Genomic DNA, 21,815 nt, shown 5'->3' on the forward strand with positions numbered 1-21,815 from the left:
TGACGATGAGCGGATAATTCTGACTGATATGTGCGGTTATTCGAAGCGGCAAAGGATGAGCTCCTGAAAGCAGGAGGGTTGCAACAGGATGAGAATCCATGTAAAATAAAGGAGGAGGACGATTGGGAAAGAAAGAAAATCCGCTGCTCACATATTATAATCGGGAAGAGCGCTTCGCCCAGCTGATGAATGGTTGGCTGTTCAGAGGAAAGCCATATCTGAAGGCAGAAGATATAGGGGAAGCGGACCGGAGAATGGAAGGAAAGAGCAGGAAAAGCAGAGAGTACCGCGGCAGATACCGGGATTTGTTTAAAAGGCTGAAGCATGTGATGATACGGCTTTATATTGGAACAGAGCTTATGGAGTATGTGGATTATGCGATGCCTCTGCGGATTATGGACAGCGACACGCTGTCGTATTTACATCAGAAAAAGGCGGTCAGCAAGAGACATCTGGAACAAAAGGATCTGGAGAAGGACGAATACCTGTCCCGGTTTTCGAAGAAGGACAAGCTGCTTCCTGTAATCACTCTGGTTTTGTACTGTGGGGAAAAGCCCTGGGATGGAGCTGTGCATCTTCATGAAATGCTGGATCTGCAGGGGGTTCCTGAGGAACTGAGGGAATATGTAGAGGATTACTCAATACATATTCTGGATATCCGCCGCACAGCGGATGAAAGGCTCAGAGAGTTTCCGCCGGAGGTCTGTTTCCTGCTGATGTGCATAAAGTACGCAGAGGATGAAGAGGCGCTGCTGCGCTTAAGAGAGTTGAGCGGCTGTTCCGATATTTCAGAGGATACGATGGAAACAATCAAGGAATATCTGGAAACGCCGGAATTTCTGGAGTACAGAGACACAGTGGAAGGAGGAAAAATCAACATGGCAAGTGGGTTTCGGAGGCTGCTGGAGGAAAAGCGGAGAGAAGGAAGAGAAGAAGGGATAGAATGGGCGAAACAGGTTTTTAAGATGAGCAGAGAGGGAGTGCCCGGAAAACAGATAGCTGAGAAGCTGGATGTTTCTGAAGAACAGGTGAGGAAGATATTGGAATAAAAAATAAGAGGGAGCTGTCAGGAAACAGGCGGCCCAGAGGGATTTCCTGCTGGGTATCAGGATGATGAAGCCGCCGTTTCCTGACAGCTCCTTTTAAATTTTACTTAACAGAAAAACGTTTATCCATATAGCACAAAAAGATGCGGCAAATTTTGTTGAAAATCAATATATTGACTGAAATTTGTGATTGTGATATGCTTTTGTTTGATAGAAAAACGTTTTTCTAAAGATGAAGCAAACAGCAGTAGCAGCTTAAAATTGGTGTAAGCAGACTACAGGATAAAAAAGCGGGAAAAATTCAGAAAGGAGTTCAGATGTCACAGATCAGAGACACATTCGAAAAGGGAGAGGGAATCCTTCAGCTGACGCCCACCTGGGTGCCGAGACCGTTTAACCGGCCGGGAAGAAGGCTGCGTCTTCACCCGGATGATTATTTTGCGATGGGAATGGAGCGTGGAGCCATCGTAGAACGCTGGTTCAGTTCAATTACGCACGTAGAAACAAAAGGAGCTGGAAAATATGAGGGCATGAGCTTTGTCAATGTGGATGATAATCCGGAGCATGTGATCCTGTTTAAGGATTTTATTGATGAGCTGGGGGCCGAGTTGATCGGGCAGGAGTTAATGGAAGAATACGGAACCTGGCCCATGTATTCGAAATTTTATGATTATGAGATGCCGTTGTTTCATCATATTCATCATGCAGAGGATGCCTGCAGAAAGGTAGGGGTTAAGCCGAAGCATGAGCATTATTTCTTTCCAAAGCAGTATAACCAGCATCTGGGGAAAATGCCGGTCAGCTATTTTGGTTTTGATCCGTCGGTGACAAAGGAAGAGGTGATAGAGAGGCTTCGGGATTATACGACGCGGGATACTAGAATTACGGAGCTTTCACGGGCATGGAGAATCGAGCTGGATACCGGCTGGTATACGCCTGCGGGGGTTGTGCACGCTCCGGGTTCCCTGTGCACCTATGAACCCCAGTGGAACAGTGACGTGATGGCAATCTGGGAAAATGTGGTCAATGGTGAAGTATTCCACTATGATGACCTGAGCGCCTATCTGCCGGAGGAAGACAAGAAAAGCATAGAAAGGATCTTTGAGGTGGCCGACTGGGAGAAAAATACGTGTGCGGATTACAGAAAAAGGTACTTCCGAAGGCCGGTTACAGAAAAGACGGGCGAAGGCTTTGAGCAGAAATGGATTGTTTATGGCAACGACTATGTAGGAGGAAAAGAACTGATTGTAGAACCTGGAGCCTCTGTGGTGATTGAAGATCCCTGTGCTTATGGCTGTGTGGTGATACAGGGAAGAGGAAAGCTGGGAGGATTTGACTGCGAGTCTCCGACATTGATACGGTACGGACAGCTGACGGCAGATGAATTCTTTGTCAGCCGGCCTGCAGCCGTGAAGGGTGTGAGAATTGTCAACCAGTCTAAGTATGAGCCGCTGGTGATGCTGAAGCATTTTGGACCTGACGGACATATCCTGCCTGCCCAGGCTTAAGTGGAAAGGTGGAATAGGATGAGGAAGGGCGGAAAAGGAATCGCTGTGGCAGGTTCACTGCTGGCAGATTTGTCGTATTTTATTGACACCTATCCGGAGCCGGGGCTGCTTACAAAGATCCGGAAAAGCGTCTGTGATGCAGGCGGAAGCGGGAACCTGATTCTGGATCTGGCCAGGCTGGATGGAGAGCTTCCGGTAAAGGTCAGCGCCGTCATAGGGGAAGATGAGCATGGGTGGATGCTTGCAGAGGCTCTTTCCAGGTATCCGAATATTGATCTGGGAAATATCACAAGGCAGGGAGAAAGCTCGGTAACCATTGTAATGAATGCGGTGGACACCAGGCAGAGGACCTTTTTCTTTCGGCCTGCCGGAAGTGATATTTATGATGAGACGTATATAGACTGGGATAAGATAGAGGCAGATATTTTTCACCTGGAATATCTTCTTCTGATGGAACGGGTGGATTCAGAGGATGATGAATATGGGACACACGGAGCCAGGATCCTGCACGAAGCACAGAGAAGAGGAATGAAAACCTCTATTGACGTTGTATCAGAACAGGGCACAAGGGCAGAAAGAATCGTATCAGCATCGCTGAAATATACGGATTACTGCTCGTTGAATGAGATAGAGGCGCAGGCAGTTACAGGAGTAAGCTTTCTGAAGGACGGACAGGTTCAGGAGCGGCAAATCAGGGAAGCCTTTCGCCGTCTGGCTGAAAAAGGAGTTGCTGTCTGGGCGGTTATACATGCGCCGGAGTGGAGCTATGGATATGACTGCCGGCAGGAGCAAATGGTTTATCTGCCCAGCCTGAGGCTGCCAGATGGGTACATAAAGGGCACTACAGGAGCAGGTGATGCATACTGCAGCGGGATACTGTACGGAGCATATCAGGGGTGGGGACTGGAACAGGCTATGAAGCTTGGAACAGCCTGTGCAGCCTGCTCCCTCTCAGAAGCCAATGGAACCGACGGCATGCGCTCTTATGAAGAGGTGATGGAGGTCTGGGAAAAATACAGGAGGACAGAAAAGTGAAGGCAGAAGAGACAGTACGGAAGGCACGGGAGCAGGAAGCCTGTATTCCGGCATTTAATGTTCCATATCTCTCTATGGTAAAGCCAGTGATTCAGGCGGTGGTGGATGAAAACAGCATAGCTATGGTTCAGATTGCGCGGGTCGAGTGGGAAAAGTTCGAGGCGGAAAGCCTGGAGCGGGTCGCGGAGGAATATGAAAAATATAAAAAGGAAGGATATACACTTCTTCATTTAGACCATATTCCGGTAATTGACGAGGATTATCAGCAGGTTGATTATATGGCGTTTCTTGAGCGTGCCGTCAGAGCAGGCTATCAGTCTCTGATGGTAGACGGATCGCGGCTTCCTTTGGAAGAGAATATCCGCGTGACAAAGGAGGCTGTCAGACTGGCCCATGAGGCTGGGATCGCCTGCGAGGCAGAGCTGGGAGCTGTAATGGGCCACGAAAACAGGGAAATGCCTCCTTACGAGGAAATTTTTGCTTCCAGAACAGGCTTTACGAAAACGGAGGAAGCCGAAAGGTTTGTGAAGGAAAGCGGATGCAGCTGGCTTTCTGTAGCGGTGGGAAATGTTCACGGGCAGATTGCAGAAGCATTTCGTGATAGAAAGAAGCCCCAGGCACGTCTGGATGTGGAGCATATCAGAGAACTGCATCAAGCTGTGCAGATTCCCCTTGTACTGCATGGCGGATCCGGAGTGAGGCAGCAGGATATTCTGGAAGGAATTGCAGCCGGGATTGCCAAAATCAATGTGGGCACAGAGCTGCGGCAGACATATGAGGCGGCGCTTAAGGAAGGTGACGGCGATGTTTCCTGCGCTCAGGACAGGCTTTATCACAGAGTCAGAGCTTATATTGCAGACTATCTGCATAATACAGATTTGAAGGACAGACTCTCACAATAACAGGATATTTTCCGTCTGTTATGACCAATAAATCTGTTATTGTAAAAAACGTTTCTCTAATTTTCACAAAATTATGGGTGGATTTTTGTACAATATGGATGTATTGACGGTAGTGAAAGGATATGCTAATATTGATTTTGTAGAAAAACGTTTTACCAAAGTAAATATATTATCCAAAGAATGGAGGAAGAATACATGAAACGTTCAGAGGCTAACAGAATTATCCAGTATACGATTGATGTGGCAAAGAAGGCGGGCTTCCCGTTGCCGGAATTTGCTTACTACTCACCGGACGACTGGAAGAACCTGAAAGAGGATGAGATCGAGCTGGTAGAGAATATGCTGGGCTGGGATATTTCTGATTTCGGAAGCGGCGATTTTGAAAAAATCGGACTTACCATTTTTACATTCCGAAATGGCAACTTCTATGCGAAGGATAAGTACCCGAAGCCTTATGCGGAGAAGCTTCTTCTGGTAAATGACGGACAGATCCTGCCGTTCCACTATCACTGGAGCAAGATGGAGGACATCATCAACAGAGGCGGCGGCGACCTGGAGGTGACTCTGTACAATTCCACGGAAGAGGATTTTAAGGACGTGGAAGGCGGAAGAGCCGGAAAGATCGGACAGTTCGCAGATACAGATGTCACAGTCACCATGGATGGAAAGAAGGTTACGGTTCCTGCCGGCGGCAAGGTAGTATGCCATCCGGGAAGCAGCATTACGCTGATGCCGGGCCAGTATCATTCCTGGCAGGGCGTTCCGGGAACAGGCGACGTGATTTTGTTTGAGGTATCTACAACGAATGATGATACCATTGACAACCGGTTCCATACCGCGGGAGACAGAATTCCGACCATGGAAGAGGACGAGCCGGCAAAATATCTGATGTTTGCAGATTATCCGAAGTACACGCCGTTCGGCTTCCTGAAAAAATAGGAATCCGGGAAAGGACAGCAGAAGATGAAGACATTATCCAGAAGAGAAGCGGAAAGCTGGTGCGGGGATCTCTCACAGCTGTATTACATAAGGGAATGCCGTCTGGAAGAGGGAAAATCCAAAGGGACCAGAGCGTATCAGGTCAGGAACGGCCGGGGTCTGGAGCTTCTGACACTGCCGGATAAATGCTTTGCGGTTCCGGAGCTGACCTTTCAGGGGATGAATATGGGCTTTATCTCGAAGACAGGCATCTGCGCGCCGGAGTTTTATCAGGAAGAGGGAACGAGAGGCTTCTTGAGGAACTTTGAAGCCGGCTTCCTTACCACCTGCGGACTGACCTATATGGGGACGCCGGGAGTGGAGGATGGACAGGCAAACGGTCTGCACGGGGTGATTTCCAACACGCCTGCGGAGCATATCTTTTCCGGAATCAGCTGGGATGACGGGGAAGCAGTCATTACCTTTGGAGGCGAAGCCAGGGAAGGTTATCTGTTTGGACCGAATATGAGAATATTCCGGAAATTCCGGATCAGCACAGCGGAGAATAAAATCACAATCTGTGACCGGGTGGAAAATCAGGGGTTTGAGAAGACCCCGCTGATGCTTCTCTACCACTTCAATTTCGGCTATCCGATGCTGGATGAGAGCTGCAGGCTGTATACGAACTTTACGGAGATTGAGACGAGAGATCCATTGAAGGAGGAACAGATTTCCAGGGCCTGCGAGTTTCAGAAGCCGGAGGAAGGCTTTGAGGAAGAAGTCTATTTCCGCAGAGCAGCGAAAGAAGTAAAGGAAGGTCTTGCGGTTCTGTATAACCCGAAGATGGAAAAGGCGGCAGTCCTGAAAATCAATCCGGATCAGCTGCCGGTGCTGAACCAGTGGAAGAGCATGCGGGCCGGAGATTATGCTCTTGGATTGGAGCCTGGAACAGCTCATGTGGGCGGAAGGATCCGTGCGGCGGAGGATGGAAGTCTTCAGTATCTGGAAGGCGGTGAAAGCCGGGAGTTTGAACTGGAAATAGAATTTCTGGATACGGCAAAGGAGAATGATAAGCTGGAAGCTTTCATTAATAAATTAAATCGGGAGGTTTAAGATGAAGAAAAAAGTTTTAGCGGTATTACTGACAGCAGCTATGGTTATGAGCATGGCGGCATGCGGCGGAGGAGGAGAGCCGGCAGAGGAGGCCACGACAGAGACCACGGAAGACGCGGCGGCAGAGGATGACGCAGCGGCAGAAGAGGACACAACAGAGGCCGCGGACACGGCGGATGGGGACATTACGATCGGCGTTCTGCTGAAACCTGAATCCAATGAGTACTGGGCTTCCATGAAGGCTGGTATCGAGGAGTGGGCAGCAGGACAGGAAGGCGTCACCGTAGATATTCTGTGCGCTGAGTCTGAGGACAACATCATCGGACAGCTGGAGCAGTTGGAAAACATGATTTCCAAGGATTATGACGCAATCTGTGCGGCTCCTCTTTCTGCTTCCAACCTGGTAGAGGGAGTAATTGCTGCCTGCGAAGCAGGGATTCCGGTTGTAAACGTGGATGAGGCCATTGACGCGGCAGCTGTACAGGAAGGCGGCGGAAACATGGTTGGCATGTACACCACCGATAACGTACTGGTAGGCCAGAAGGCAGCTGAGTACATTATGGGACTGGGACTTACCAAGGTTGCCATCATCGAGGGAACGGCAGGAAATGTGACCTCCAACGACAGAACCAAGGGAGCTACCGATTACATCAATGAGAATGGCGGAGAAGTAGTAGCGAGCCAGCCGGGCGACTGGGATCGTCTGACCTCCATCGACGTAGCTACGAACATCATGCAGGCAAATCCGGACGTGGAAGCCTTCTACTGCGCGAATGACACCATGGCCCTTGGCGTATACGAGGCCGTTGTGAATGCAGGAAAGCAGGACAGCGTGATCGTAGTGGGTACTGACGCTGTACAGAACGCAAAAGAGTCTGTAAAGAATGGCGAGATGTCCGCGACTGTAGGACAGGATAATGTAGGAATCGGCGTGGCCTGCTGCGAGTTGGCAGTACAGGCTGTAAAGGATGGCTGGACAGCAGATCCGTCTGCAGAGATGCCCATCTACTACATCGACTCCTTCCTGGTAACTCAGGAGAATGCAGACGAATATCTGAACTAGTCTGTAAAACAGTAACTGAAAATGGATGAGAGGGCCGGGAATGCTGCGGAAGGTTGGCGGCATTCCCGACTGTTTAAAGAGGAAATGCATATGGAATATTTAGTGGAAATGAAAAATATGACTATGAAATTTCCCGGCGTCATCGCGCTTAACAACGTATCCTTCGCTCTGAAGCCCGGCGAAGTCCATGTTCTTCTGGGAGAGAACGGCGCCGGGAAATCTACGCTGGTCAAGATGCTCAGCGGAATCAACAGGCCGACGCAGGGAGAGATCATAATCGGCGGAAAAAGCTATGCATACCTTACGCCAAAAAAATCGGCGGAAAATAAAATAGCGCTGATTTATCAGGAGCTCAGCGTAATCAATGAATTATCGATCGCTGAGAATCTGTATGTAGGAAAGCTTCCTCATAAGAAGGTAGCGGGAATCAGTCTGGTAGATTATAAGACTATTAACGAGAATGCCAAAAAGTATATGGACGCCATAGGATTGAAAAGGAATCCGTCTACCCTGGTTCAGGATATTTCCATTTCTGAGAAGCAGCAGGTGGAGATTGCGAAGGCGCTGGCGTCAGAGGCGAAGATCATTGTCATGGATGAGCCGACGTCGTCCCTGTCTATTGAGGAGACGGAGGAGCTGTTTCGGATCATCCGGAATCTGAAGAAGCAGGGCATCGGAATTATTTACATTTCCCATAAGCTGAAGGAAATCAAAGAGATTGGCGACCGGGTAACCGTTCTCAAGGACGGCTGCTATGTGGGAACCAGAGAGGTAGCGGAGCTTGAAGTAGACGATCTGATTCCGATGATGGTAGGACGTAAGATTACAGGAAATCATTTGGGAAACAGAGAGCAGATCGAGAAGGATAATGAGGTTATTTTTAAGGTTGAGAATTTAACCCGAAAGGACGGAACCGCAAGAAACATCAGTTTTGAAGTCAGAAAAGGTGAGATTGTAGGTTTCGGAGGACTGATTGGCGCAGGACGCTCTGAGTGTATGGAAGGAATTTTCGGAGCGAAGCCGATCTCCAGCGGGAAGATATATCTGCGCGGAAAAGAGCTGAAGATTAAGGACACCTATGAGGCGCTGAAGCAGGGAATCGCCATGGTGACAGAGAACCGCCGTGAGACGGGATTCTTCCAGAACTTTAATATCTGGCAGGAGACCTCTGTGACGACGAATCTGAAAAAATCAAAGCTGGGAGGCGTTACAGGTCTCTTAAATGAAAAGGCTGAGCGTGCGAAGGCCGAGGAAGAGGTAGAGGCTCTGAACACCAAATGTTCCAGCGTGGATCAGATGACGGTGAACCTGTCCGGAGGGAACCAGCAGAAGGTGATTATCGGAAAATGGCTGGCTATCGACGCCGACGTATTTATCTTTGACGAGCCGACGAAGGGAATCGACGTGGGCGCGAAGTCTGAAATATACGCGATTATGAGAAAGATGGCAGAGGCAGGAAAGGCAATCATCATGGTTTCATCCGATATGCCGGAGCTTTTGCAGACCTGCGACCGGATTATCGTATTTAAAAACGGCGAGATTTCCGGAGTATTAAACAGTGAAGAGGCTACTGAGGAAAAGATTATGTACGCCGCGGTAACTGTAGATTAAGAGGTGGAAGAACATGACAAAAACAAAATTTAAATCCTTTTGGGACAAATTTGGTACCTTGAGTATTCTGATTTTAATTATGATTTGTTTATCCATTGCTTCTCCCAAATATTTTATGACGCTGGATAATATCAAGCAGATCGGTCTTCAGAGTACGGTATATATTCTTCTTGCGTTTGGCGAGTTTTTTGCCATTCTTCTGGCAGGTATCGACCTGTCGGTAGGCTCGGTGGCGGCTCTGGTAGGAACGTTTATCGCGATGATGCTGAAAGCCGGTGTCCCGGTTCCGGCAGCAATTCTGGCAGGCCTGCTGATTGCGCTGGTTCTGGGAGTGATCAATGGTCTTCTGATCAACGCCCTGGATCTGCATCCCTTCGTGGTAACTCTGGGTACCAATACGGTATTCCGTGGACTGACCCTGCTGATCTCAAACGGTTCCCCCATTTTTGGGCTTCCGAAATCCTTTAAGGATATTTCCGGATATGTGTTTGGTTTTCCGATTCCGTTTCTTTTTGCGCTGGTGATGGCGGTAGTTCTGATCTGGTTTACCAACCGGACGGTTCTGGCCAGAAATCTTTACGCTTTGGGCGGAAATAAGCAGTCTGCCTGGTATTCCGGAATTAATACCAAAAGATTTACATTGTACGCTCATATGCTGGCCTCCTTCCTGGCAGGTATCGCAGGCGTGATTATGACTTCTCGTGTAGGCGCGGCGGAGCCGACTGCAGGCGATGGCTATGAGACGTATGCGATCGCGGCATGTATCATCGGCGGAACCTCCTTCTTCGGAGGCAAGGGAAAGATTTTCGGTGTTCTGCTTGGCGGTCTGACGATTGGCACGATTACCAACGGTCTGAACATTCTGAACGTATCCAGCTATTGGCAGAAGGTTGTAATGGGAGCGCTGATCATTGCCTCGGTAGCCCTTGAGAAGCTGGTAGGAAGCACAGTAAAGAATAAATAAGCTCTGCGGGGCTGGAAGGAGCGTAATAAAGAAATGAAATTCTCACCATCACTGATGTGCATGGATTTTCTGGAAATCCGTGAGCAGATGGAAGCCATGAATTCCCATATGGATCTCTATCATGTGGATATCATGGATGGCCATTACTGCAAAAATATTACGCTGTCTCCGGATCTGGTAAAGACATTTCATAAGGTGGCGTCCATTCCCATGGACTGCCACCTGATGACTACCAATCCCGGAGACTGGGTGGAGCTTCTGGCAGAGGCAGGAGCTTCGTATATCTCTCCCCATGCGGAGACGATCAATTCTGACGCATTCCGCATTCTGAATCTGATAGAACAGTGCGGCTGTAAAAAGGGAATTGTACTGAACCCGGCCACGCCGCTTTCCTATGCGGAGGCATATCTGAACAGGATTGATATTCTGACCCTGATGACTGTGGATGTAGGCTTTGCAGGCCAGCCCTTTATCGAAGAGGTTCTGGATAAGATTGCTCTTGCCAAAAAATGGCGGGAGGAGAGAGGCTACCACTATGAGATCCAGATCGACGGCTCCTGCAATACAAAAACCTTTAAGAGGCTGACGGACGCGGGAGCGGATATTCTGATTGTGGGCTCCTCAGGACTTTTCAATCTGGACGAGGACATTAACAGAGCCATCGATAAGATGTATGAAAATTATGCGGCCTGTATAGGCGCCTAAAGGGATGGGAAAGCATGGATAAATATGTATTGGGTATGGATGTAGGCGGTACACATACGCGTCTGGGTCTCGTAGCTTTGGACTGCAGCCTTACGGATTTTGAAATTGTGAAGACGGAGGAGCTGCAGAAGAGCGAAGATACCGTAGGCAGCTTTATCCGCGTCATCCGGGAATATCTGCAAAGGCATGCGGCTGGAAAAGAAATTTCAGCGGTAAGCGCGGGCTTTCCCTCGACGCTGGATCGGGACAGGAGAACCGTGCTGTCCACGCCGAATATCCGGGGGTTCAATAATATTGCCATCGTGGACAGACTGGAGGAAGAGTTTGGAATTCCTGCCTTTATTGAGACAGATGTAGATATGCTCCTGCTGTATGACATGTTTGAGCATCAGATTCCGGCGGAGGGCATCACCTGTGGATTTTATTTCGGAACGGGTCTCGGAAACGCTGTGGTGATAGACGGGAGGCTTCTGATCGGAAAGACGGGAGCGGCCGCGGAGCTTGGCCATATTCCGGTGCGCGGGCTTCACGGAGCCTGCGGCTGCGGCAATACAAGCTGCATCGAGATGATTGCCTCGGGCTATCATCTGAAGGATCTGTGCGTGGAAAAATTTCCCGGCGTGGAGATCGGAGAGGTCTTTGCTAAATGCAGAGATCAGGAAGAAATCCATGGCTTTATCGACGATCTGGCTCTGGCGGCGGCGACAGAGATCAATATCCTGGATCCGGATCACATTGTGATTGGCGGTGGCCTTGTCTATATGGAAGGGTTTCCGCGGCATGAGCTGGAAGAGGACATTTACAAATATGCAAGAAAGCCGTATCCGGCCCGGGAGCTTCAGTATATCTACTCCCGCCAGGGACAGGAAAACGGAGTGATAGGGGCAGGAATTCTGGCTTATAAAAGGCTGGAGGAGCTCAGGAAAGAGGGACGATAGAGATGAGGATAGGATTTGGAAGCGATCACACGGCTGTAGCGCTGAAGCTGGAGTTGATCCGCCATCTGGAGGAGCAGGGACATGAATGTATCGATTACGGAACGCATGATCCGAATGTACGCATGGATTATCCGGTTCCCGGAAAAGCAGTAGCTGAGGCCGTAAGGAAGGGTGAGGTAGAGAAGGGGGTGCTGATCTGCGGAACAGGAGTCGGCATTTCTCTGGCAGCAAACAAGGTACCCGGAATCCGGGCGGCGGTGTGCAGCGAGCCCTACACGGCACGGCTGACGGTTCAGCATAACAATGCCAATATCATTGCTATGGGAGCCAGAGTCGTGGGAACGGAGCTGGCAAAGATGATTGTAGATGAGTTTTTCAAGGCGCAGTATGAAGGCGGCCGCCATGAAGCACGCATCCGGATGCTTGCGGATATCGAAAGAGAATATGGGGCCAGCTGGGAGAAAGGAGCGGGAAAAGCGTGAAAAAGGTACTGATTGTGGGGGAGTCCTGGACAGTCCAGGAAACGCATATCAAAGGATTTGACACCGTGGATTTGGGACGCCTGGAGAAGACAAGCGCAGATCCACTGCTTGGAGCGCTCCGTGCGGCGGGAATCGAGGCAGAATATATGCCAAGCCACATCGCCCAGTATCAGTTTCCTGATACCCAGGAGGCGCTGAATGAGTATTCTGTAATCGCCTTAAGTGATATCGGGAGTAATACGCTGATGATGGATCCGGTTATGCAGTTCCAGGGAGTTCGTAAGCCAAACCGGTTTTACGAGCTGGACAAATATGTGAAAAACGGCGGCGGCCTGGTAATGTTCGGCGGTTACTTAAGCTTCGCCGGCATTGAGAACAAGGCCCGTTATGCCATGACGCCTCTTGCCAGGCTGCTTCCGGTAGAGATGCTGAACTGGGACGACAGGATGGAGCATCCGGAGGGGATCTGCCCGGAAATCAGGCTTGCGGATCATCCGGTGCTGAATGGCGTGGAGGGAGCATGGCCCTGGTTCCTCGGTTATAACAGGATTAAGGCGAAGAAGGAAGCCCAGGAGATTGCAGTTATAGACGGAGAGGATACCTTTATGGCCTCCATGGAATATGGGGAGGGAAGGACATTTGCTTTCGCCTCCGATTGTGCAATGCACTGGGGTTCAAAGGAGTTCCTGGAATGGGATAGCTATCAGAAGCTGATCCCGAATATTTTCCGGTGGCTCGCAAAGGAATTATAGGTTTCCACTAATATTTTCTATATACCCTGATGTATGACAGGAGAGCCGGCCCGGGATGTATCCCAGGCCGGCTTTCCTGTCTGTCCGCCTGCGTGCACTCTTTCCATACCCTTGTCTGTCCGCTGCGGGGTATCAGGCTTCCGGTGTTCTTAAACGCTGGAAAGGATTGACAGCATATGGCGGATTTATTATAATAAAACTGTCACAGAAATCATCTATGTGCGTGCCGCACATTCTGGCAGTTCTGCCATGATTTCCCAATTATTATTTTATTATGGCAGAGGCCCGAAGGCTTTTCTTGGAGAGCCCTTTGCCGGAAAGGAAGGCAGCATGAGAGCAGCTTTACGAAAAGAGGATGGATTGATGTCTGATCAGGAAAAAAGAGAGTATACTACAGATGATATTTTGGCCCTGCCGGAAGGCGTGAGGGCAGAGCTTATCGACGGAAGGATGTATTATATGGCGTCGCCGACCATGACGCACCAGCGCCTGCTTGTGGGACTTACCGTACAGATTTATAATTACATCAGGGAGCATGGAGGCGGCTGCCAGGTGTTCGCAGCTCCATTCGCAGTGTTTATCATGAATGATAAGCGGAACTATTTTGAGCCGGATATTCTGGTGGTTTGTGATCCGGACAAGCTGGACGAGGCAGGCTGCCACGGCGCGCCGGACTGGGTGATTGAGATTGTGTCGCCCTCCAGCAGGACCATGGACTATTATAAAAAGGCCGGAAAGTATGCGGAAGCCGGAGTGCGGGAATACTGGATTGTCGATCCTGCGCGGGAGGCAGTGGTGATCTGCCGGCTGGAGAAGGGAGAGGAGCCTGTGATTTATCCTTTTACAGATAAACTGGCTTCCGGCGTGATGGAAGGCCTGGAGCTGGATATTCAGGCAGTTTAAGAGGGGGATCTTATCAAAGAAGACGATGATCATACAAAAGAAAAATACAACAGAAAATAAATGTACAAAAGAAAAGGAGCGCCGGGGGTTGGAAAAGACAGGTTGATTTTCCAAAATCCCGGCGTTTCCGTCTATATCTCTTCAATATCCCCGCTTCCCATCGTCCGGCGCCAGACGCCCTCCAGCAGAACCATATGCCCCGCTTTCAGGGATTTGGGCACGTCAATGATATTCTGGTTGGATGAGCCGCGGAAAATAAGCCCTGCATCCTTTAATTCCTCTACAAATTTCCCATCTACCAGCACGTCAATGAGCGACAGAAGCTCACGGAGTGTATTTGGGTTTCCCACAGAGCCGCTCATCAGATCGGTCTCGAAGGTAAATCCTGTATAGCACCAGAGCGTTTTTCCCGGGCAGCGTTCCCTGAACTGGCGGGCAAGCGAAAGAAGAGGAGCCTGGTTTTCGGGCTCAAGGGGTTCGCCGCCCAGAAAGGAGAGGCCGGCTACATAGGATGGGGCGAGGGCCTCCAGAATTTCGTCAGCTGTTTCCTGGGTAAAGGGCCTGCCATAGGCAAAATCCCAGGCCTCCCGGTTAAAGCAGCTTCGGCAGTGGTGGCGGCAGCCGCTCACAAAGAGGGAGACGCGCACACCGGGACCGTTGGCAATGTCATTTTTTTTGATGGCAGCATAGTTCATAAAAATCTCCATTCAGCCGCTTTTTTGCTGGCGGCATAACAGCGTCCTGTACGGGTAGAAAATGGCAGGCCGCTATAAGGGACACTGCCATTTTCTGGTGTCTTATTGGCTTTACAGGTGCAGCACACGCTCCCGGATTTCCTGGGTTCTTCCCTGGTTCCAAAACTGGGTTCCGATATAGCCGCAGGTTCGTCTGGCCACGTTCATCTTGTTCTGATCGGTGTTGCCGCAGTTCGGGCACTGCCAGATGAGCTTTCCGTGCTCATCCTCCTTGATCTCGATTTCGCCGTCGTAGCCGCATACCTGGCAGTAGTCGCTCTTGGTATTCAGCTCTGCGTACATGATGTGATCGTAGATAAATTTCATGACAGCCAGCACAGCCTCCAGATTGTTCTGCATGTTCGGAACCTCCACATAGGAGATGGCTCCGCCCGGTGAGAGCGCCTGGAATTTGGCCTCCAGCGCCAGCTTGTCAAAGGCGTCGATCTCCTCGGTTACGTGGACATGGTAGCTGTTTGTAATATAGTTGCGGTCAGTTACGCCCTTTACGATGCCAAAACGCTTCTGCAGGCATTTGGCGAACTTATAGGTCGTGCTTTCCAGAGGCGTGCCGTACAGAGAATAATCAATATTTTCTGCGGCCTTCCATTTTGCCGTATATTCGTTCAGCTTCTTCATAATCTCCAGCCCCAGAGCCTCGCCCTCCGGCTCTGTCAGCTTTTTGCCGTTCAGGCTGTAGACGCACTCCCAGAGGCCTGCGTAGCCAAGGGACAGAGTCGAATAGCCGCCGTGGAGATATTTATCGATTTTCTCACCCTTTTTCAGCCGCAGAAGCGCGCCATGCTGCCAGAGGATCGGAGCGGCGTCGGAAAGCGTTCCGGTCAGGCGCTCATGACGGCATTGAAGGGCCCGGTGGCACAGCTCCATACGCTCATCAAAGATTTCCCAGAATTTATCCATATCGCCTTCGGCGGACAGTCCGATATCTACAAGGTTTACCGTCACGACGCCCTGGTTAAAGCGGCCGTAGTATTTGGGCTTTCCGTTTTCATCCACGTAGGGAGTCAGGAAGCTCCGGCAGCCCATGCAGGTATAGCAGTGGCCCTCGCCGTTTTTGTCAATCTTGTTCTGGAGCATGATTTTTTCGGAGATATAATCCGGTACCAGGCGCTTGGCGGTACATTTGGCGGCCAGCTTTGTCAGATAGTAGTACCTGCTGTCCTCATGAATGTTGTCTTCCTCCAGCACGTAGATAAGCTTCGGGAAGGCAGGGGTGATCCAGACGCCCTTTTCGTTCTTTACACCCTGATAACGCTGGCGCAGGGTCTCTTCGATAATCAAAGCCAGATCCTGCTTCTCCTGCTCGTTTTTCGCCTCATTCAGATACATGAAGACGGTGACGAAGGGAGCCTGTCCGTTGGTTGTCATCAGGGTTACGACCTGATACTGGATCATCTGGACGCCATTTTTTACCTCTTCGCGCAGCCGTTTTTCCGTGATGGCAGAAATCTCATCCTCTGTCACAGCCTCCCGGATAGAATGAAGCTCTTCCGCCACCTGGCGGCGGATTTTCTGACGGCTTACATCCACGAAGGGCGCCAGATGCGTAAGAGAGATGCTCTGGCCTCCGTACTGGCAGGAAGCCACCTGGGCAATGATCTGAGTTGCGATGTTGCAGGCTGTGGAAAAGCTGTGGGGCTTTTCGATCAGGGTTCCGCTGATGACGGTACCGTTCTGCAGCATGTCCTCCAGGTTGACCAGATCACAGTTGTGCATGTGCTGGGCAAAATAGTCCGCGTCGTGAAAGTGGATAATGCCCTGCTCGTGAGCGTTCACAATATCTGCCGGAAGCAGAAGCCGCTTCGTGATATCCTTGCTGACCTCTCCAGCCATATAATCCCGCTGCACGCTGTTGACGGTAGGGTTTTTATTGGAATTTTCCTGCTTGACCTCCTCGTTGTTGCACTCGATCAGGCTTAAGATTTGTTCGTCCGTGGTGTTGGACTTGCGCACCAGCGCGCGGCGGTAACGATAGGTGATGTAACGTCTCGCCACATCGAAGGCCCGCTGGTTCATGATCTGGTCTTCCACCATATCCTGTATTTCTTCTACGCTTAAGGAGCGGTTCATATTCTGAGCGGCGCTCTCCACATCCTCCGCAATCCGCTTGATCTGGATGGCGGACATGCGGGCACTGGGAACGACGCTTTCATTGGCCTTGGTCACGGCAGTCACGATTTTCTGCGGATCAAAGGCCACCTCGGATCCGCTGCGCTTGATGATTTTCATAAAACGTTCTCCCTCTCAAATAATTTTTCTGTTCATGTACTAAGACACCTTCAGCTGGCAGGGACTGTGTATGCTCTTGTCAGCTGAGGATAGTATCTGATTAATCAACAGGAATTATTTTAACAATATATAGTGGTGTTGTCAATGAAAAATAGCTAGATATTGTTGGATGAAAATATGTACAAAATGCCGGCTAAGCTCGTTGCAGAATATCGCTCAATGATATACAATGAATTCAAAAGCTGTATAAGAGCTATGCACTGCCGCTGGAAACAAGGAACAATTCGGGGGGATTCTATGCTAAGAAAATGGATGCCATGCCTTGCAGCAGGGGCACTGATTCTTCTCTTTGCACTCTCATTAAAAGAAGCAGAAAAGAATGGAGCCGGAGGCCGGCTTACTTCCAGTCTTCCGATTCAGATAACAGCATCCAAAGCTGATACCCGGGAACTTACCCGGTTAGTTGAGCAGCTCTTGTATACGAACGTGCCGGAACTGAAAGCGTATGAAGCCTGGATCCATGAAAAGAGCCGGGGGCAGGCCTTTTTGATCGCAGAGGCATGGAGCAGTCCGGAAGAAATCTGTATGGACGGAAACGTCGCCGGAAGGTACTATAAGGTCTATGTCGGGGAGAAATGGGAGGATCACAGAGTAAACTGGGACTGGTTTCTGGTCAGTGAAAATATGGACGAGGTCTTGTGGTATGATATAATAGAGGAAAAATATCTGACGCTGGACGAATGGAGGGCATCTGACAGCTACAGGGACTGGCTTTAGGAGAAAAGGATTCCGTAGAAAATTTCGTTCAAAATGACAGGATAGAAAAAATTCGGAGGAGAAGCGTGAAACTTGTTTATGAAATAAAGGAGGGCGGGGCTGTCGTCTGGCGCTGCTATGATTATGGAACGGAAGCTGGGATTCCAGAGACGATAGAGGAATGTCCGGTGACAGAGCTTGCGCCCTATGCGTTTTCGGCTCATATGGAGGAAAGGCTTCTGGAGAGGGGAATTCGGGAGGGACGGCTGAGGCTGTGGGATTCTGATGGCGGGTTTCCTTATGACAGCGCCTGCTTTTCTGATTCCGCAAAGGCGGACGCAGATACAGGCGCTTTGATATCTTTTGAAGACGTGGAACTCCCGCCGGCCCTTACGGGTGCAGTCCTGACAGCAGTCAGCCTGCCCTCTCTGCTTCGAAAAATCGGCGCTTACGCCTTTTATAACTGCAGCAGGCTTCAGACGATCAGCTTTTACGGCGGGCTTATCGATTTGGGCGCAGGCCTTTTCACCGGCTGTCATGCTATAAAGGAGCTGGTTCTGCGCCTGGACGGGACAGGCGTCTCCTGCCTCAGGGAAATCCTGATTGAGGTGCCGGAAAAGCTGACGGTGTCTCTGGAAGGAAGCGTAAATGCAAAGCTGATCTTTCCGGAATTTTTTGAGGAGAGCGTGGAAAATACGCCGGCGCGGATTCTTGTGATTCATACTCATGGGAGCGGCATGAATTTTCGGAACTGCTTTTATGACCGGAAATTTGACTTCCGGGCTTATGATGCCTGCTTTTATCATGCGAAAGCAGAGGAGGACTTTGATACGGTACTGGAGATGACTATGGCAAGGCTGATGTACCCAGCCGGGCTTCTGCCGGAAAACAGGGCGGCCTATGAAGCGTGGCTGCAGGCTCATGCCGGGCAGGCTGTGGAAAAGGCCGTGTCCGGCCGGGATATGGAGGCTCTGGAATATCTGGCAGAATATTTCCTGAAGAAAAAGAAGACGGGGGACGCTATGCAAGGACAGCCGGAGGATATACTGGAGCATGCGGTGTCTCTGGCAGCGGAGCGCGGCTTTCCCGAGGGCGTGTCCTTTTTGATGGATATGCTGTACCGGTGCAGGGCGGAAACGGACGGGGACACAGAAGGCTTGAAAAGCGCAGACGCGGCCGCAGAGGCGGGCTGCACGGAGACAAAAGCAAAGAGATTTGAGCTGTAGGAGGAAAAAAGATGTGGAACAGTCCGATTCTGGAACAGCAGAAAACGGAGTTGGAAAAGGAGAAGCTGGGCCGGCGGATTCTGGCCAGCGCCAGAAATGAGCTGTACCTGAAGCTTAAGCTTCTCGATCTGGCCCTTGGAAGTCTGCCGTTTTCGGCGGGGCAGGCGGAGCCGGCAGGTACGGACGGGGAGGCGCTTTATTTTACGCCGGACAGTCTGATGCGTCTCTATCAGAAAAACCGGTCCTATGTGATCCGGATCTATCTTCATATCCTCCTGCACTGCCTGTTCTGCCACCCGTTTGACCGGAAGGGAAGGCAGGAGGAGCTGTGGAACCTGGCCTGTGATGTAGCGGTGGAGGCATTGATAGACAGCCTGTATCTGAAGTGCGCCCATATTCCTTCCGGAGCGTTTCGAAAAAGCTGCATCGCCAGGCTGGAGAAGGGACTTTCTGTTCTGACGGCGGAGGGAATCTGCCGGGAGCTGGAAAAGTATGCTCTTTCTGATGCGGAAAGGAATCGCTGGGAGAAGGAGTTTCATCTGGACGATCACCGGCTTTGGACACAGGGAAGAAGACCCGGGGTCCAGAATCCGAACCGGCAGCGCTGGGAGGATATCCGGGAGCGGATGCAGACAGAGATCGCCCTCTTTTCCAGGGAGGCCTCAGAAGGGGAGGGGGATCTGCTGGAGCAGCTTCGCATCAGCAGCCGTCCCCGCTATGATTACAGGGAATTTTTGAGGAAGTTCACGGCGCTTCGGGAGGAAATGCAGGTGGATCCCGACAGCTTTGATTATATTTTCTATCATTACGGCATGGAGCTTTATGGAAATATGCCCCTCATCGAGCCGCAGGAGACCAGAGAGGTTCGCCGCATTGAGGAATTTGTAATCGTGATCGATACCTCCATGTCCTGCCGCGGAGAGCTGGTGAGAAGATTTCTGGAAGAAACTTATCAGGTACTTTCCGAGACAGAGAGCTTTTTTAAAAATGCGAGAATACACATTCTTCAGTGCGATGAGAGGGTACAGTCGGATGTGATGCTTACGAACGCCGGAGAGCTGAAGAGATATATGGAGCATTTTACCCTGAAAGGCGGAGGGGGCACAGATTTCCGTCCGGCCTTTGCCTATGTGGAGGATCAGATGGCCCGGAAACGTTACGGACGCCTGCGGGGACTTCTGTATTTTACGGATGGATACGGCGTTTTTCCGGTGAAAATGCCGCCCTTTGAGACCGCGTTTGTCTTTCTGCAGAACCAGTACCGGGATGTGGACGTGCCGCCCTGGGCGATCAAGCTGATTCTGGGAGAGCAGGAGCTTGGATCAGGGGATGATTCCCGCAGGGGATTTGACTTGACAGAGGAGGAGAAAGCATTATGAATATCAAGCGGGCAAAGCAGGAGATTAAGGATGCGGTAGAAGCCTATCTTCTGAAGGATGAATATGGCGCCTACGAGATTCCGGTCATCCGGCAGCGGCCGGTTCTGCTGCTGGGCGCGCCGGGAATCGGTAAGACTCAGATTATGGAGCAGATAGCCAGAGAGTGTGGGATCGGCCTGGCGGCGTACACGATCACGCATCATACAAGACAGAGCGCTATCGGGCTGCCTTTTATCTCGGAAATGGAATTCGACGGCCAGAAAAAGGCAGTCACAGAGTACACCATGAGCGAGATTGTAGCTTCTATTTACGAGAAGATGAAGAAAACCGGCCTTCGCGAAGGAATCCTTTTTATAGATGAAATCAACTGCGTGTCTGAGACGCTGGCTCCGGCCATGCTGCAGTTCCTGCAGTGTAAAACCTTTGGAAACCATCCGATCCCGGAGGGCTGGATTATCGTGGCGGCAGGAAATCCGCCGGAGTACAATAAGTCTGTCCGCGATTTTGATGTAGTGACGCTGGACCGTGTAAAAAGAATCGAGGTGGAGCCGGATTACGAAGCGTTCCGGGAGTATGCGGTTCAGGCACGGATTCATCCGGCGGTTATCTCTTACCTTGATGCGCGGCCGGGAAATTTTTATCAGATGGAGACGACGGTAGATGGCAGAAGATTTGCGACGCCCAGAGGCTGGGAGGACCTGTCGCGCCTTTTGGAGGTCTATGAAAAGCTTGGAAAACCGGTGGACAAAGAGGTTGTGCGCCAGTATATCCAGCATGACCGCATCGCGGGAGAATTCGCAAATTATCTGGAGCTGTATCGAAAATACGAGAGCGATTACGGGATGGATGAGATTTTGAAGGGTGTGATCCGGGAGGGGACGCTGAAGAAGCTTTCTCATGCGTCCTTCGACGAGCGTCTGAGCGTTGTCAGCCTTCTGTTGTCCGGCTGTATGGCAGGCTTTCACAGAGTGCGTGTGCAGGAGCTGTTTACAGAGCTTTTGTACGGAAAAATGAAAGAGGCTGGAAGGATTCTGAATGGAGAAAAATTATCTCCTGCAGAGATTCCCGGCGTGCTGGAAACGCTCCGGAAGGAGGTTCTGGAAGAACGGGAAAGAAAGAAACAGGCAGAGCTTTTGGGCCGTGAGGAGGAGAGAAGACTGCTCCGGCTGGAGGAGGCTCTTGAGCGTTACAGGATGGAGCTGGAAAAGCTCCGCCCGGAAGACGGGCGCGCAGCCTTTGAGATTCTCCGGGCGCTTTTTGCAAAGGAGCGGGAGCGCTACGAAGAGCTTCAGGCCGCCGGAAGTGAAATGCTGGAGCATGCCTTTGATTTTCTGGAGGCGGCCTTTGGAGACAGCCAGGAAATGGTCGTATTTCTGACCGGACTCAACAGCTCCGGAGATGCGGCTGCGTTTCTGAAATCCTGCTTCTGCGAGCGGTATCACAGATACAACCGGAGCCTGCTGTTTCAGGAGAGCGACCGGGAGCTCCGAAAGGAAATCGAGCATTTGATTGCAGGAAAGTGACCGGATT

At 50.7% G+C, this 21,815-nt stretch carries 20 protein-coding genes; 18 read left to right on the forward strand and 2 right to left on the reverse strand.

Going from position 1 to position 21,815, the window contains the following annotated elements; translation table 11 throughout:
- The first annotated feature begins 122 nt into the window (after positions 1-122).
- From B5E77_RS13150 to B5E77_RS13215, 14 genes are all read left to right on the forward strand, one after another.
- Positions 123-1,049 carry an Rpn family recombination-promoting nuclease/putative transposase gene (locus tag B5E77_RS13150; protein WP_087165811.1) on the forward strand — a complete coding sequence of 309 codons (927 nt, stop codon included), beginning with the start codon at positions 123-125 and terminating at the stop codon, positions 1,047-1,049.
- A gap of 314 nt (positions 1,050-1,363) precedes the next feature.
- Positions 1,364-2,554, forward strand: a complete 1,191-nt coding sequence (locus B5E77_RS13155; RefSeq protein ID WP_087165812.1) for a hypothetical protein — start codon at positions 1,364-1,366, stop codon at positions 2,552-2,554.
- A gap of 18 nt (positions 2,555-2,572) precedes the next feature.
- A complete protein-coding gene (locus B5E77_RS13160; protein WP_087165813.1) occupies positions 2,573-3,589 on the forward strand; it encodes a carbohydrate kinase family protein in 1,017 nt (338 codons plus the stop codon).
- Entirely contained in the window at positions 3,586-4,491 is a 906-nt protein-coding gene (locus B5E77_RS13165) for a class II fructose-bisphosphate aldolase (RefSeq protein ID WP_162609701.1), read from the forward strand. Before B5E77_RS13160 ends, B5E77_RS13165 begins: the two co-directional genes overlap by 4 nt.
- A gap of 195 nt (positions 4,492-4,686) precedes the next feature.
- A complete protein-coding gene (locus B5E77_RS13170; protein ID WP_087165815.1) occupies positions 4,687-5,430 on the forward strand; it encodes a D-lyxose/D-mannose family sugar isomerase in 744 nt (247 codons plus the stop codon).
- Positions 5,431-5,454: 24 nt separating this feature from the next.
- On the forward strand, positions 5,455-6,522 hold the full coding sequence (locus tag B5E77_RS13175; protein WP_087165816.1) for an aldose 1-epimerase family protein: 1,068 nt from the start codon (positions 5,455-5,457) through the stop codon (positions 6,520-6,522).
- A gap of 1 nt (position 6,523) precedes the next feature.
- On the forward strand, positions 6,524-7,585 hold the full coding sequence (locus tag B5E77_RS13180; protein ID WP_087165817.1) for a substrate-binding domain-containing protein: 1,062 nt from the start codon (positions 6,524-6,526) through the stop codon (positions 7,583-7,585).
- A 90-nt stretch (positions 7,586-7,675) separates the two neighbouring features.
- The gene (locus tag B5E77_RS13185) at positions 7,676-9,196 is read left to right on the forward strand and encodes a sugar ABC transporter ATP-binding protein (RefSeq protein WP_087165818.1); all 1,521 of its coding nucleotides are present in this window, start codon (positions 7,676-7,678) and stop codon (positions 9,194-9,196) included.
- A 13-nt stretch (positions 9,197-9,209) separates the two neighbouring features.
- Positions 9,210-10,160, forward strand: a complete 951-nt coding sequence (locus B5E77_RS13190) for an ABC transporter permease subunit (RefSeq protein ID WP_087165819.1) — start codon at positions 9,210-9,212, stop codon at positions 10,158-10,160.
- A 33-nt stretch (positions 10,161-10,193) separates the two neighbouring features.
- Positions 10,194-10,865 carry a D-allulose 6-phosphate 3-epimerase gene (alsE, locus tag B5E77_RS13195; protein ID WP_087165820.1) on the forward strand — a complete coding sequence of 224 codons (672 nt, stop codon included), beginning with the start codon at positions 10,194-10,196 and terminating at the stop codon, positions 10,863-10,865.
- A 14-nt stretch (positions 10,866-10,879) separates the two neighbouring features.
- Positions 10,880-11,803, forward strand: a complete 924-nt coding sequence (alsK, locus tag B5E77_RS13200) for an allose kinase (RefSeq protein WP_087165821.1) — start codon at positions 10,880-10,882, stop codon at positions 11,801-11,803.
- Positions 11,804-11,805: 2 nt separating this feature from the next.
- On the forward strand, positions 11,806-12,285 hold the full coding sequence (gene rpiB / locus B5E77_RS13205; protein ID WP_087165822.1) for a ribose 5-phosphate isomerase B: 480 nt from the start codon (positions 11,806-11,808) through the stop codon (positions 12,283-12,285).
- Positions 12,282-13,037, forward strand: coding sequence for a glutamine amidotransferase (locus B5E77_RS13210; RefSeq protein WP_162609702.1), 756 nt, complete (start codon positions 12,282-12,284; stop codon positions 13,035-13,037). The genes rpiB and B5E77_RS13210 overlap by 4 nt, the downstream gene beginning before the upstream one ends.
- 330 nt (positions 13,038-13,367) lie before the next feature.
- Positions 13,368-13,940, forward strand: coding sequence for a Uma2 family endonuclease (locus tag B5E77_RS13215; RefSeq protein ID WP_330394701.1), 573 nt, complete (start codon positions 13,368-13,370; stop codon positions 13,938-13,940).
- A 131-nt stretch (positions 13,941-14,071) separates the two neighbouring features.
- On the opposite strand, the gene nrdG is transcribed toward B5E77_RS13215, so the two are convergent.
- Both nrdG and nrdD read right to left on the reverse strand, forming a co-directional pair.
- Positions 14,072-14,635, reverse strand: a complete 564-nt coding sequence (nrdG, locus tag B5E77_RS13220) for an anaerobic ribonucleoside-triphosphate reductase activating protein (protein ID WP_087165875.1) — start codon at positions 14,633-14,635, stop codon at positions 14,072-14,074.
- A 111-nt stretch (positions 14,636-14,746) separates the two neighbouring features.
- On the reverse strand, positions 14,747-16,924 hold the full coding sequence (gene nrdD, locus B5E77_RS13225; RefSeq protein ID WP_087165824.1) for an anaerobic ribonucleoside-triphosphate reductase: 2,178 nt from the start codon (positions 16,922-16,924) through the stop codon (positions 14,747-14,749).
- 297 nt (positions 16,925-17,221) lie between these two features.
- On the opposite strand from nrdD, the gene B5E77_RS13230 reads away from it, so the two are divergent.
- The 4 genes from B5E77_RS13230 (at position 17,222) to B5E77_RS13245 (ending at position 21,808) form a co-directional block, all read left to right on the forward strand.
- Positions 17,222-17,701 (forward strand): hypothetical protein, encoded by a 480-nt coding sequence (locus B5E77_RS13230; protein ID WP_143468636.1) that lies wholly within the window; start codon positions 17,222-17,224, stop codon positions 17,699-17,701.
- Positions 17,702-17,766: 65 nt separating this feature from the next.
- Positions 17,767-18,906 (forward strand): leucine-rich repeat protein, encoded by a 1,140-nt coding sequence (locus B5E77_RS13235; protein ID WP_087165826.1) that lies wholly within the window; start codon positions 17,767-17,769, stop codon positions 18,904-18,906.
- A gap of 11 nt (positions 18,907-18,917) precedes the next feature.
- The gene (locus B5E77_RS13240) at positions 18,918-20,285 is read left to right on the forward strand and encodes a vWA domain-containing protein (protein ID WP_087165827.1); all 1,368 of its coding nucleotides are present in this window, start codon (positions 18,918-18,920) and stop codon (positions 20,283-20,285) included.
- Positions 20,282-21,808: an ATP-binding protein gene (locus tag B5E77_RS13245; RefSeq protein WP_087165828.1), complete on the forward strand. Its 1,527-nt coding sequence runs from the start codon at positions 20,282-20,284 to the stop codon at positions 21,806-21,808. The genes B5E77_RS13240 and B5E77_RS13245 overlap by 4 nt, the downstream gene beginning before the upstream one ends.
- Positions 21,809-21,815 lie beyond the last annotated feature (7 nt).

Origin of the sequence: Lachnoclostridium sp. An131 (assembly GCF_002160825.1) — a bacterium.
Classification (GTDB): Bacteria; Bacillota; Clostridia; order Lachnospirales; family Lachnospiraceae; genus Laedolimicola.